Origin of the sequence: Ancylobacter mangrovi (assembly GCF_024752335.1) — a bacterium.
In the GTDB taxonomy this organism is placed as follows: domain Bacteria; phylum Pseudomonadota; class Alphaproteobacteria; order Rhizobiales; family Xanthobacteraceae; genus Ancylobacter; species Ancylobacter mangrovi.
Window position 1 is genome coordinate 184,296 of record NZ_JANTHY010000005.1, and the last position, 12,670, is coordinate 196,965.

Annotated in this window: 10 protein-coding genes and 1 pseudogene; 9 read left to right on the forward strand and 2 right to left on the reverse strand. The window is 69.0% G+C overall.

Going from position 1 to position 12,670, the window contains the following annotated elements; genetic code table 11:
• Window positions 1-8 precede the first annotated feature (8 nt).
• From lpdA to NVS83_RS14255, 4 genes are all read left to right on the forward strand, one after another.
• A complete protein-coding gene (lpdA, locus tag NVS83_RS14240; RefSeq protein WP_258734106.1) occupies window positions 9-1,424 on the forward strand; it encodes a dihydrolipoyl dehydrogenase in 1,416 nt (471 codons plus the stop codon).
• 34 nt (window positions 1,425-1,458) lie between these two features.
• Complete coding sequence (locus tag NVS83_RS14245) at window positions 1,459-1,737, forward strand: GlsB/YeaQ/YmgE family stress response membrane protein (protein WP_258739916.1); 279 nt, start codon at window positions 1,459-1,461, stop codon at window positions 1,735-1,737.
• Between the two features lie 111 nt (window positions 1,738-1,848).
• Complete coding sequence (lipA, locus tag NVS83_RS14250) at window positions 1,849-2,886, forward strand: lipoyl synthase (protein ID WP_258739917.1); 1,038 nt, start codon at window positions 1,849-1,851, stop codon at window positions 2,884-2,886.
• Window positions 2,887-2,889: 3 nt separating this feature from the next.
• Window positions 2,890-3,360 carry a type II toxin-antitoxin system RatA family toxin gene (locus tag NVS83_RS14255; protein WP_258739918.1) on the forward strand — a complete coding sequence of 157 codons (471 nt, stop codon included), beginning with the start codon at window positions 2,890-2,892 and terminating at the stop codon, window positions 3,358-3,360.
• On the opposite strand, the pseudogene NVS83_RS14260 reads toward NVS83_RS14255, so the two are convergent.
• Together NVS83_RS14260 and NVS83_RS14265 are read right to left on the reverse strand one after the other, a co-directional pair.
• Window positions 3,260-3,854, reverse strand: a pseudogene (locus tag NVS83_RS14260) (CinA family protein). The gene NVS83_RS14255 and the pseudogene NVS83_RS14260 sit on opposite strands and share 101 nt — an antisense overlap.
• 49 nt (window positions 3,855-3,903) lie before the next feature.
• Window positions 3,904-5,070, reverse strand: coding sequence for a bifunctional 2-C-methyl-D-erythritol 4-phosphate cytidylyltransferase/2-C-methyl-D-erythritol 2,4-cyclodiphosphate synthase (locus tag NVS83_RS14265; protein WP_258740115.1), 1,167 nt, complete (start codon window positions 5,068-5,070; stop codon window positions 3,904-3,906).
• Window positions 5,071-5,269: 199 nt separating this feature from the next.
• On the opposite strand from NVS83_RS14265, the gene dusB reads away from it, so the two are divergent.
• The 5 genes from dusB (at window position 5,270) to ntrX (ending at window position 12,660) form a co-directional block, all read left to right on the forward strand.
• Window positions 5,270-6,331, forward strand: coding sequence for a tRNA dihydrouridine synthase DusB (gene dusB / locus NVS83_RS14270; protein ID WP_258739919.1), 1,062 nt, complete (start codon window positions 5,270-5,272; stop codon window positions 6,329-6,331).
• On the forward strand, window positions 6,328-7,452 hold the full coding sequence (locus NVS83_RS14275; RefSeq protein WP_258734100.1) for a two-component system sensor histidine kinase NtrB: 1,125 nt from the start codon (window positions 6,328-6,330) through the stop codon (window positions 7,450-7,452). The genes dusB and NVS83_RS14275 overlap by 4 nt, the downstream gene beginning before the upstream one ends.
• 7 nt (window positions 7,453-7,459) lie before the next feature.
• Window positions 7,460-8,905 carry a nitrogen regulation protein NR(I) gene (ntrC, locus tag NVS83_RS14280; protein WP_258734099.1) on the forward strand — a complete coding sequence of 482 codons (1,446 nt, stop codon included), beginning with the start codon at window positions 7,460-7,462 and terminating at the stop codon, window positions 8,903-8,905.
• A gap of 120 nt (window positions 8,906-9,025) precedes the next feature.
• On the forward strand, window positions 9,026-11,278 hold the full coding sequence (locus NVS83_RS14285; RefSeq protein WP_258739920.1) for a sensor histidine kinase NtrY-like: 2,253 nt from the start codon (window positions 9,026-9,028) through the stop codon (window positions 11,276-11,278).
• 14 nt (window positions 11,279-11,292) lie between these two features.
• The gene (gene ntrX, locus NVS83_RS14290) at window positions 11,293-12,660 is read left to right on the forward strand and encodes a nitrogen assimilation response regulator NtrX (protein ID WP_258734097.1); all 1,368 of its coding nucleotides are present in this window, start codon (window positions 11,293-11,295) and stop codon (window positions 12,658-12,660) included.
• Window positions 12,661-12,670: the final 10 nt, after the last annotated feature.

Sequence of the window (12,670 nt, forward strand, 5' to 3'; positions counted from 1 at the left end):
GGAACGAGATGGCCACGAATTACGACGTCCTCATCATCGGTTCCGGTCCCGGCGGCTATGTCGGCGCCATCCGCGCCGCCCAGCTCGGGCTCAAGGTCGCTGTCGTCGAGCGCCAGTACATGGGCGGCATCTGCCCAAACTGGGGCTGCATCCCGGCCAAGGCGCTGCTGCGCTCGGCCGAGATCTTCCACTATATCGAGCACGCCAAGGACTACGGCCTCGTCGCTGAGAAATTCGGCGTCGACATCGCCGGCGTGGTGAAGCGCTCGCGCGGCATCGCGGCGCAGATGAGCAACGGCGTCGGCTTCCTGCTCAAGAAGAACAAGGTCGACGTGATCTGGGGCCAGGCGACAATCACCGCGCCCGGCAAGGTCTCGGTCGCCGCCACTGACGGCGCCCCGAAGGGCGCGCTCGGCGCCGGCGAGTACACGGCGAAGAACATCGTCATCGCCACCGGCGCCCGCCCGCGCGTGCTGCCGGGCATCGAGCCGGACAAGAAGCTGATCTGGACCTATTTCGAGGCGCTGGCCCCGGCGAGCGTTCCGAAGTCGCTGCTGATCATGGGCTCGGGCGCCATCGGCGTCGAATTCGCCTCGTTCTACAAGGCGATGGGCTCGGACGTGACGATCGTGGAGCTGCTGCCGCAGATCCTCCCCGTCGAGGACGAGGAGATCGCCGAGCACGCGAGGAAGCGGTTCGAGAAGCAGGGCATCAAGATCCTCACCGGCGCCAAGGTGTCGAAGGTGGTGAAGGGCGCGGACAACGTGACCGCGACCGTCGAGACCGCCGACGGCAAGAGCCAGGCGATCACTGCCGACCGGCTGATCGCCGCGGTCGGCGTGGTCGGCAATGTCGAGAATCTCGGCCTCGAGGCGGTCGGCGTGAAGACCGACCGCGGCTGCGTCGTCATCGACGGGCTGTGCCGCACCAACGTGCCGGGCATCTGGGCCATCGGCGACGTCGCCGGCCCGCCCATGCTCGCCCACAAGGCCGAGCATGAGGGCGTCATCTGCGTCGAGGCGATCGCCGGCAAGCATGCCCATCCGATGGACAAGCTCATGATCCCCGGCTGCACCTACTGCATGCCGCAGGTCGCCTCGGTCGGCCTCACCGAGAAGAAGGCCAAGGAAGCGGGCTACGAGGTCAAGGTCGGCCGCTTCCCCTTCATCGGCAACGGCAAGGCGGTGGCGCTGGGTGAGGCGGATGGCCTCGCCAAGACCATCTTCGACGCCAAGACCGGCCAGCTTCTCGGCGCGCATCTCGTCGGCGCGGAGGTGACCGAGCTGATCCAGGGCTTCGTGGTGGCAATGAATCTCGAGACCACCGAGGAAGAGCTGATCAACGCCGTCTTCCCGCATCCGACGGTTTCTGAGACGATGCACGAGAGCGTGCTCAACGCCTATGGGCGCGCCATCCACATCTGATGCGGGCGGACCGGCGCGGGGGCAGGGGCGTTTCATGGAGACGGAAACCTATTCGGCCTTGAACCAGCCGGGCGTCGGCTGGTTCGCGATGATCGTCATCGGCCTGCTGGCCGGATGGATCGCGGAGAAGGTGACGGAGAGCGACCACGGCCTGCTCACCAACCTGCTGTTCGGCCTGGTCGGCGCCTTCCTCGGCAAATATGTCGCCGAGATGGCGGCGATCCCGATCTTCGGCTTCTTCCGCACGCTGATCGCCGCGACGGTCGGCGCCATCATCGTCCTGTTCGTCTGGCGCAAGATTCGCGGGCGCTAGGCTCCGCCATGCGTTGCGCAGGGGGCGGCTGCGTGCGCGAAGCCCTTTCGCATCGGCCGGAGCGGGCTTAACTGTGGGGCATCCGCTCCCCGATGAGGCAACGGAAAGCGAATGGTCGTCGTTCTCAACACACTGAACCGCGCTCTCGAAAAGCCGCGTCATCCCGAGAAGGCGAAGCGCGCCGAGACGCCGGCGCTGAAGAAGCCGGACTGGATCCGCGTGCGCGCGCCCGGCACGCCCGGCTGGGCCGAGACGGCCTCGATCGTGCGCGCCAACGGCCTCGTCACCGTGTGCGAGGAGGCGAGCTGCCCGAACATCGGCGAGTGCTGGCAGAAGAAGCACGCAACCTTCATGATCATGGGGGATACGTGCACGCGCGCCTGCGCCTTCTGCAACGTGCGCACCGGCATGCCCGCCCCGCTCGACCAGGACGAGCCGCAGAAGGTGGCCGACGCGGTCGCCAGGCTCGGCCTCGAGCACGTGGTCATCACCTCGGTCGACCGCGATGACCTCGCCGACGGCGGCGCCGAGCATTTCGCCCGCACCATCCGGGCGATCCGCGCCACCAGCCCGAAGACCACGATCGAGATCCTGACCCCGGACTTCCTGCGCAAGGACGGCGCGCTCGAGGTGGTGGTCGAGGCGCGGCCGGACGTGTTCAACCACAACCTCGAATGCGTGCCCTCGCTCTATCTGACGGTGCGCCCCGGCGCCCGCTATTTCCACTCGCTGCGCCTGCTGCAGCGGGTGAAGGAGCTCGACCCGTCGATCTTCACCAAGTCCGGCATCATGGTCGGGCTCGGCGAGGAGCGGAACGAGGTGCTGCAGCTCATGGACGACCTGCGCTCGGCCGATATCGACTTCATTACCATCGGCCAGTATCTCCAGCCGACCCGCAAGCACCACGCGGTGATGGCCTTCGTCACGCCGGAGGAGTTTAAGTCCTACGAGACGATCGCCTACACCAAGGGCTTCCTGATGGTTTCGTCGAGCCCGCTGACGCGCTCGTCGCACCATGCGGGCGAGGACTTCGCCCGGCTGCGCGCCGCCCGCGAGGCCAAGCTCGGCGTCATGGGCAAGGGAGCGATGGGTAAGGGCGCGGCGCCCACCGCCGCTCAGGTCGCGGCAGCCGCCCCGGCGACCGCCTGAGCGATGCCGTCCTTCCGCAACAAGCGGCACGTCCGCCATTCCGCGAACGACATGTTCGACCTCGTGGCCGATGTCGAGCGCTACCCCGAATTCGTGCCGCTGTGCGCGAGCCTGCATGTGCGCCGGAAGGTGGCGAGCGGCGAGGGGGTGGAGATCCTCGTCGCCGACATGAGCGTCGCCTACAAGATGCTGCGCGAGAACTTCACCAGCCGCGTGACGCTCGACCGCCCGCGCTTCGCCATCACCGTCGAATATCTCGACGGGCCGTTCAGCCGGCTGGAGAATCGCTGGACCTTCCGGCCCGACGGCGAGCACGCCTGCGAGGTCGAATTCTTCATTTCCTACGAGTTCCGCTCGCGCACGCTCGGCCTACTCATGGGGGCGATGTTCGACGCCGCCTTCCGCCGCTTCGCCGAGGCGTTCGAGAAGCGGGCGGACGAGGTCTATGGCCGTCAGGGCGTGACCGGCTCCTGAGCCGCGAGCTCGGCCAGCATGGCGAGCGCCGTGAGTACGGAAAGCTGCCGCACGCCTGTGCGATCCTCGCCGGCGAAGACCTCCCGCCGCTCGATCATCTTCCCCGCCGCCGTCACCGCCACGAAATGCACGAGCCCAACCGGCTTCGAGGCCGAGCCGCCGCCCGGCCCGGCAATGCCGGTGATCGCCACGCCGAGCGAGGTGCGGGCGATGCGCAGCAGGCCGGAGACCATCTCGCGCGCCGTCTCGGCGCTCACCGCGCCATGGGCGTCGAGCGTCGCGGCGGCGACGCCGAGCACCTCGCGCTTGGCGGCGTTCGAATAGGTGACGAAGCCGCGGTCGAGCACGTCCGAGGAGCCGGCGATGTCGGTCAGCGCGCCCGCAACCAGGCCGCCGGTGCAGGATTCCGCCGTCGCGACGGTCAGGCGCCGCGCCCGGCACAGGTCGAGCACGCGGATCGCCTCGAGATCGATCGCATCGGTCCGCTCGTTCATCCCGTCATCCCTCGCTGGCTGGCCCGGCGGCAGTCTAACCGTTCGGCGCTCAGTCTATCCAGGGCAGGCGGACCGTGGCACTCGCCATCGCCGCGATGCCCTCGCGCCGCCCGGTGAAGCCCAGCTTTTCGCTGGTGGTCGCCTTGACGCTGACCCGGGCCAGCGAGATGCCGGCGATCTGCGCGATCCGCTCGCGCATCGCCTCGCGATGCGGGCCGATCTTCGGCGCCTCGCAGATGACGGTGGCGTCGAGATGGGCCACCAGCCCGCCGGCCGCCTTCACCAGCGCCACCGCATGGGCGAGGAAGAGGTCGGAGGAGGCGCCCTTCCATTGCGGATCGGAGGGCGGGAAGTGGTGGCCGATATCGCCGCTGCCGATCGTGCCGAGCAGCGCGTCGGTGAGTGCGTGCAGCACCACGTCGGCGTCGGAATGCCCGCTGAGCCCCTGCTGGTGGGGAATGCGCACGCCGCCGAGCACCACATGGTCGCCGGGCCCGAAGGCGTGGACGTCGAAGCCGGTTGCGCTGCGGACATCGGCGAGTGCGAGGGCGACATGGCGTTCGGCGGTCACGAAATCCTCGGGGGTCGTCAGCTTGGTGTTGGCGGGATCGCCGGGGAAGGTGGCGACCCGGTGGCCCGCCGCCTCGGCGACCGCCGCGTCGTCGGTAAGGTCGTCCGTCCCCGCGCGGGCACGGTGGGCGGCGCGAATCAGCTCGTAGCGGAAGCTCTGCGGCGTCTGCACGCTGCGCAGGCCGCCGCGGTCGGGGCCGGCGCCGACGAATCCGGGCTCGCCCACCGCCTTGATCGTGTCGACCAGCACCAGCGCGGGCACCGCCGCGCCATGACGCTCCGCCGCCGCGATGGCATCGGCGACGAGGCGCGCCGAGACGAAGGGGCGGGCGGCGTCGTGGATCAGCACCAGGTCCGGCGGGTCGTCCGCCAGCGCCTCGAGTCCCGCACGCACCGAAGCCTGCCGCGTAGCGCCGCCGGCGACCGGCGCGAGCACGCCCTCGAGCCCCGCCATGGCTTCGGCGCACCAGGACGCGTGGTCGGGGTGAATGACCGGCAGCACGTGGCGAATTCCCGGCTGACCGAGAAAGGCCTCCAGCGACCGGCGCAGCACGGTGCGTCCGCCGAGCGGGCGGAACTGCTTGGGTATGCCATCGCCCGCTCTTTGGCCGCTGCCTGCCGCGACCACGATCACGTCCGTCCGCATCACCCCGGGTACCGCCTCGTCCAATGATTGCCGCTTCATCAATCACGGCTTGTCCTGCCGGATCGTTTAGCGCAAAAGCGGGGCACATTTATAAAAGTTTTGACGTATCGTCGTCACGAGGGTTGATGATGGGCGCGCCGTGGCTATTATGTAGGCAGAGCCCTTGAGGCTCATTTCGTGTGCATCGAGTGATCACGGCTTGATCCCTACTGCTTCTGCGATCGTCAATCCCAGCATCGGCCCCGTTCCGGTGCCCAGCATGGTCGTGCTCGCGCCCATGGCCGGCATTACCGACGCACCGTTCCGGCGCATGGCGCTGCGCTACGGCGCGGGCCTCGTCGTGTCGGAGATGGTCGCCTCCCAGGCGCTCGAGGACAGGCACGAGGAGACTGTGCTGCGCGCCGAGGGCGAGGGGGTCGCCATCCACGCCGTCCAGCTCGCCGGAAACGAACCCGCCTCCATGGCGCGGGCGGCGCGAATCGCCGAGGGCGCGGGCGCGGCGATCATCGACATCAACATGGGCTGCCCGGCCAAGCGGGTGACGACCGGGCTCGCCGGCTCGGCGCTGCTGCGCGACCTCGATCTCGCCCAACGCATCATCGAGGCCGTGGTCGGCGCGGTGAAGGTGCCGGTGACGCTGAAGACCCGGCTCGGCTGGGACGAGACGCAGACGGTGGCGCCGGAGCTGGCCCGCCGGGCCGAGGCGATCGGCGTCGAGATGATCACCATTCACGGGCGCACGCGCTGCCAGTTCTACACCGGCAAGGCCGACTGGGCCGCGATCCGGCAGGTCAGCGAGGCGGTGTCGATCCCGGTGCTGGCCAATGGCGACCTCGTCCATGCCGACGACACGCCGGCGATGCTTGCCGCTTCCGGCGCCGACGGCGTGATGATCGGGCGCGGGGCGCAGGGGCGCCCGTGGTTCCCCGGCCAGGTGGCCGCGCGGCTGAAGGACGGGACCGCTCCCGCCGATCCGGCGCTTGCCGAGCAGCGCGACGTGCTGCTGGAGCTTTATGACGGCTGGCTCGGCCATTACGGCCGAGATCTCGGCCTGCGCTGCGCCCGCAAGCACATCGGCTGGGCGCTCGCCGCCGCCGCGCAGAGCGCCGGCCGGCCGGCCGAGGCGGCCGGTGCGTGGCGCCGGCGCCTGCTTACGCTCGATACGCCCGAAGGGGTCGTTGCCGGCATCGTCGACGCGTTCGATGATCTCGCCGGGGACGGACCCGCCCGGGACGACCTTGATTGGAGTGCCGCAGCATGACGTCGGCGTCGTCGGAACGCCCCGCGCCCGTGATCCCGACCGCCGAGGCCGTGGTCAACGCGCTTCCGCATCCAGTCATAACGGTCGCGGAAGACGACCGCATGGTCGACGCCAATGTCGCGGCCGAGGCCTTCTTCGAAGCCTCACTCGCGGTGCTGCAGCGCCACCGCCTGCAGGAATTCGTGCCGTTCGGCAGCCCGATCCTGGCGCTGGTCGAGCAGGTGCGCACGCGCGGCGCGGCGGTGAACGAGTATCGCGTCGACCTCGGCACGCCGCGCAATGGCGGCGAGCGCATCGTCGACATCCATGTCGCGCCGCTGCCCGAGGTGCCGGGGCACGTCGTCATCATGCTCCAGGAGCGGACCATCGCCGACAAGATGGACCGCCAGCTCACCCATCGCGGCGCGGCGCGCTCGGTCACCGCACTGGCGGCGATGCTGGCGCACGAGATCAAGAACCCGCTGTCCGGCATTCGCGGCGCGGCGCAGCTTCTGGAGCTCTCCGCCAGCGACGACGACCGCTCGCTGACCCGCCTCATCACCGAGGAGGCGGACCGCATCGTCAAGCTGGTCGACCGCATGGAGGTGTTCTCGGACGAGCGCCCGATCGAGCGCGAGCCGGTGAACATCCACGCGGTGCTGGAGCATGTGCGCACGCTCGCCTCGTCCGGCTTCGCCCGGAACATCCGCTTCGTCGAGGAATACGACCCCTCGCTGCCGCCGGTGCTGGCCAATCGCGACCAGCTGATCCAGGTGTTCCTCAACCTCGTGAAGAACGCCGCCGAGGCGGTGAGCGACGTGCCGGATGCCGAGATCCAGCTCACCACCGCGTTCCGGCCGGGCGTGCGGCTGATGGTGCCCGGCGCCCCGGCCCGGGTGAGCCTGCCGCTCGAATTCTGCGTCAAGGACAACGGCCCGGGCGTGCCCGAGGACCTGATGCCCCACCTGTTCGATCCCTTCGTGACCACCAAGCCGACCGGAACCGGCCTGGGCCTCGCCCTGGTGGCAAAGATCGTCGGCGACCACGGCGGGATCATCGAATGCGACAGCCAGCCGCGCCGCACCACGTTCCGGGTTCTCATGCCCATGTATCGCGGTGGCCGCGGTAACGAGAAGAGTTGAGAGCGCCATGCCGACGGGAAGTATCCTGGTTGCCGATGACGATGCCGCCATCCGCACCGTGCTCAATCAGGCTCTGTCGCGGGCAGGCTATGAGGTGCGCTCCTGCGGCAATGCCGCTACCCTGTGGCGCTGGGTGAGCCAGGGCGACGGCGACCTCGTCATCACCGACGTGGTGATGCCCGACGAGAACGCCTTCGACCTGCTGCCGCGCATCAAGAAGGTGCGCCCGGACCTGCCGGTCATCGTCATGAGCGCGCAGAACACCTTCATGACGGCGATCCGCGCCTCGGAGAAGGGCGCCTACGAGTACCTGCCCAAGCCCTTCGACCTGAAGGAGCTGATCGCCATCGTCGGGCGCGCGCTGTCGGAGCCGAAGAAGCCCGACGCGGCGCTGAAGCCGGGCGGCGACGACGTCGACAACATCCCGCTGGTCGGCCGCTCGCCGGCGATGCAGGACATCTACCGGGTGCTCGCCCGGCTGATGCAGACCGACCTCACCGTCATGATCGCGGGCGAGAGTGGCACCGGCAAGGAACTGGTGGCGCGCGCGCTGCACGACTACGGCAAGCGCCGCAACGGCCCGTTCGTCGCCATCAACATGGCGGCGATCCCGCGCGACCTGATCGAATCCGAGCTGTTCGGCCACGAGAAAGGCGCGTTCACCGGCGCCAATGCCCGCTCGGCCGGTCGCTTCGAGCAGGCCGAGAGCGGCACGCTGTTCCTGGACGAGATCGGCGACATGCCGATGGAGGCGCAGACCCGCCTGCTGCGCGTGCTGCAGCAGGGCGAGTACACGACGGTCGGCGGGCGTACCCCGATCAAGACCGACGTGCGGATCGTCGCCGCCACCAACAAGGACCTGCGCATCCTCATCCAGCAGGGCCTGTTCCGCGAGGATTTGTTCTTCCGCCTCAACGTCGTACCACTGCGTCTTCCTCCTCTACGCGAGCGTACCGAGGACGTGCCGGACCTGGCGCGCCACTTCTTCCTGCAGGCCGAGCGTGAGGGACTGCCGAGCAAGCAGATCGACGCCGCCGCGCTCGACCGGCTGAAGCGCTACCGCTGGCCGGGCAATGTGCGCGAGCTGGAGAACCTGATCCGCCGGCTCGCCGCGCTCTACCCGCAGGAGATCATCACCGCCTCCATCATCGAGGCGGAGCTCTCGACCCCGATCTCGACCTCGGCGACCGAGGAATCGAGCCAGGACGAGACGCTCTCCTCGTCGGTGGAGCGGCACCTGAACGCCTATTTCGGCGGCTTCGGCGAGAACCTGCCGCCGCCCGGCCTCTATCACCGCATCCTGAAGGACGTGGAGTACCCGCTGCTCTCGGCCGCGCTGGCGGCGACGCGCGGAAACCAGATCAAGGCGGCAGAGCTTCTGGGCCTCAACCGCAACACGCTGCGCAAGAAGATTCGCGATCTGGACATCCAGATCATCCGAACCAGCCGATGAAGGCGACGCCGCCTTCCGGTGAATAAATCCGGGCGGTGGCGTTCAATGTCACATTTTTGCACCAGTGTCGTTTCACTGCATCACCCGTGCGGGCCGACTCTGCGGCTCTTCGGGTGATGAATGACTGATTCCTCCAACCGCGACCTGGACCGGAACGACGCGCCCGACATCGGCGCGCTCGGCTTCCGGTTCTCGCTCTGGGGGCTGGCGCCGCTCGCGGTTCTGCTGGCGCTGATCATCGCGCTGGCGAGCTTCCTGATCCTGATCGGCCTGACCCCGCTGGTGCCGGCGCAGACCGTCGTCATCACGGTGCTGGCGATCAACGGCGTAATGTCGCTGGTGCTGGTCAGCATCATCGGCCGCGAGGTCTGGCGCATCGTCAAGGCGCGGCGGCGCGGGCGGGCGGCGGCGCGGCTGCATGTGCGGGTGGTCGGGCTGTTCGGCATCGTCGCCGTGGTGCCGGCGCTGCTGGTGGCGCTGCTCGCCAGCATCACGCTGGATCGCGGCCTCGACCGCTGGTTCTCGGTGCGCACCCGGGCCATCGTCGACAATGCGGTATCGGTGGCGCAGACCTATGTGCGCGAGCACGCCTATTCGATCCGCGGCGACATTCTCGGCATGGCGCGCGACCTGCAGCGCATCCGCCCGCTATGGGACCAGGACCGCAGCCGGTTCCGGCAGGCGCTGACCGCGCAGGCGGTGGTGCGCGGCCTGCCGGCGGCGATGATCATCCAGCGCGACCTCACCATCGTCGACCGGGCGACGATCCGGGTCGGGCGCGAATTCGTGGTGCCGCAGAACCTCCAGCTCAAGGACGCGACCGACGAGCAGCCGCTCATCTACCTGCCAAACGACGCGGACTTCGTCGGCGCGGTGATCCCGCTGAAGGATTTCGGCGACCTGTTCCTCTATGTGGCGCGCCCGATCGACCCGCGCGTCATCGAATATCTCAAGGAGACGCAGGCGGCGGTCGCGGATTATCGCAATCTCGAGCAGCAGCGATTCGGCGTCCAGGTGGCCTTCGCGCTGCTCTATGCGGTGATCTCGCTCACCGTGCTGCTCTGCGCGGTCTGGCTCGGCATCCACTTCGCCAACCGGCTGGTCGCGCCGATCCGCCGGCTGATCGGCGCCGCCGACCTGGTGGCGGCGGGCAATCTCTATGTCGAGGTACCGGTGCGCCGCTCCGAGGGCGACCTGTCGAGCCTCGCCGAGACCTTCAACAAGATGACCCAGGAACTGCGCACCCAGCGCAACGACCTGGTGCAGGCGCGCGACCAGATCGACACCCGCCGCCGCTTCACCGAGGCGGTGCTGTCGGGGGTCGGGGCAGGGGTCATCGGCCTCGATTCGACCGGGCGCATCTCGATCATCAACCGCCCGGCCGAGAAGCTCCTCGGCGTCACCGAGGCCGAGGTGCTGGGCACCGAACTCGGCGCGGTGATCCCCGAAATCGCCTCGCTGCTGGCCGAGGCGATGCAGCCCGACCAGCGCAGCGCGCAGGGCAACACCACGCTGACCCGCAACGGGCGCGACCGGGTGATCGCGGTGCGCGTCACCACCGAGCAGTCGCGCGAGGCCGACCATGGCTGGGTGGTGACGCTCGACGACATCACCGAGCTGGTGCTGGCGCAGCGCTCCTCGGCCTGGGCGGACGTCGCCCGGCGCATCGCCCACGAGATCAAGAACCCGCTCACCCCGATCCAGCTCTCGGCCGAGCGGCTGCGACGGCGCTACGGCAAGGTGATCGGCGAGGACCGCGAGGTCTTTGACCAGTGCACGGACACCATCATCCGCCAGGTCGGCGACATCGGCCGCATGGTGGACGAGTTCTCCTCCTTCGCCCGCATGCCGAAGCCCGTGGTCGAGGACCAGGACGTGGCGGAGACGACGCGGCAGGTGGTGTTCCTGATGCGGGTGGGCAATCCCGATATCAGCATCGACTTCGCCGTGCCGGACACGCCGGTGATCGCCCGCTTCGACCGCCGGCTGATCTCGCAGGCACTGACCAACATCATCAAGAACGCCACCGAGGCGCTCGCCGCCGTTCCTCCCGAGGAGCGCACCGAGCCCGGGCGCATCAAGGTCGACCTCACGGGCGACGAGCGCATGGTGGCGATCGACGTCATCGACAACGGCAAGGGGCTGCCGACCGAGAACCGGCAACGGCTTCTCGAGCCCTATGTGACGACGCGCGAGAAGGGCACCGGGCTCGGCCTCGCCATCGTCGGCAAGATCATGGAAGAGCACGGCGGCGGCATCGAGCTGTTGGACGCGCCGGACGGGCAGGGGGCATGGATCCGCCTGACCTTCGCGCGCGACGGCGGCCCGGCGACCGCGGCCCTCGCTGCCGGCAACGGCAGACTGGCTGGCTAAAGGAGAACGGACTCATGGCGACCGACATTCTGATCGTCGACGACGAGGCCGACATTCGCGGACTGGTGGCCGGCATCCTCGAGGACGAGGGCTATGGCTGCCGCACGGCGAAGGACAGCGACGAGGCGCTCGCCGCCATCGAGGCGCGCCGCCCGCATCTGGTGTTCCTCGACATCTGGCTGGAGCGCTCCAAGCTCGACGGCCTGCAGCTTCTCGAGCTGATCAAAAAGCACCACCCGGACGTGCCGGTGGTGATGATCTCGGGCCACGGCACGATCGAGACCGCGGTGGCGGCGATCAAGCAGGGCGCCTACGACTTTATCGAAAAGCCGTTCAATTCCGACCGCCTGATCCTCGTCGCCGAGCGCGCGCTGGAGACGCTGCGGCTCAAGCGCGAGGTGAAGGACCTCAAGCAGCGCGCCCCGGTCGCGCAGCAGCTCGTCGGCAAGTCATCAGTGATGAACCAGCTCCGGCAGGCGATCGAGCGGGTCGCCCCGACCAACAGCCGCATCATGATCGTGGGCCCCTCCGGCGCCGGCAAGGAGCTGGCGGCGCGCATGATCCATGCCGCCTCGGGGCGGGCCAACGGGCCGTTCGTGGTGATCAACGCCGCCGCCATCACGCCAGAGCGGATGGAGGTCGAGCTGTTCGGCATCGACGAGGCGAGCGGGCAGGGGCGCCAGACCGGCGCGCTCGAGGAGGCCCATGGCGGCACGCTGTTCATCGACGAGATCGCCGACATGCCGCGCGAGACTCAGAACCGCATCCTGCGCGTCCTCGTCGACCAGAACTTCCTGCGCGTCGGCGGGGCGACCCGCGTCTCCGTGGACGTGCGCATCATTTCCTCGACCGCGCGCAACCTCGAGAAGGAGATCGCCGAGGGCCGGTTCCGCGAGGACCTCTACCACCGGCTCGGCGTGGTGCCGATCCGTGTGCCGCCGCTGGCCGAGCGCCGCGACGACGTGCCCGAGCTGGTGCAGTTCTTTCTCGACCAGATTTCGCAAGGCACCGGCCTGCCGCGCCGGCGCATCGCCGACGACGCGCTCGCCGTGCTGCAGTCGCACGACTGGCCGGGCAATGTCCGCCAGCTCCGCAACAATATCGAGCGGCTGCTGATCCTCGCCTCGGGCGAGGCCGAGGCGCCGGTGACGGCCGACATGCTGCCGCCCGACGTCGGCTCGCTGGTGCCGAGCCTGCCGAACGGCAATGGCGGCGAGCACCTGATGGGCCTGCCGCTGCGCGACGCCCGCGAGGTGTTCGAGCGCGAATATCTGGTGGCCCAGATCAGCCGCTTCGGCGGCAACATCTCGCGCACCGCCGAGTTCGTCGGCATGGAGCGCTCGGCGCTCCACCGCAAGCTCAAGGCGCTCGGCATCGGCTGACGAGCGGGGT

Coding starts and splice junctions, on each gene's coding strand:
- NVS83_RS14255 (WP_258739918.1), top strand. CDS start 2,890: ATGCCGTCCTTCCGCAACAAGCGGCACGTCCGCCATTCCGCGAACGAC.
- NVS83_RS14275 (WP_258734100.1), top strand. CDS start 6,328: ATGACGTCGGCGTCGTCGGAACGCCCCGCGCCCGTGATCCCGACCGCC.
- lipA (WP_258739917.1), top strand. CDS start 1,849: ATGGTCGTCGTTCTCAACACACTGAACCGCGCTCTCGAAAAGCCGCGT.
- NVS83_RS14245 (WP_258739916.1), top strand. CDS start 1,459: ATGGAGACGGAAACCTATTCGGCCTTGAACCAGCCGGGCGTCGGCTGG.
- NVS83_RS14265 (WP_258740115.1), bottom strand. CDS start 5,070: ATGCGGACGGACGTGATCGTGGTCGCGGCAGGCAGCGGCCAAAGAGCG.
- lpdA (WP_258734106.1), top strand. CDS start 9: ATGGCCACGAATTACGACGTCCTCATCATCGGTTCCGGTCCCGGCGGC.
- ntrX (WP_258734097.1), top strand. CDS start 11,293: ATGGCGACCGACATTCTGATCGTCGACGACGAGGCCGACATTCGCGGA.
- NVS83_RS14285 (WP_258739920.1), top strand. CDS start 9,026: ATGACTGATTCCTCCAACCGCGACCTGGACCGGAACGACGCGCCCGAC.
- ntrC (WP_258734099.1), top strand. CDS start 7,460: ATGCCGACGGGAAGTATCCTGGTTGCCGATGACGATGCCGCCATCCGC.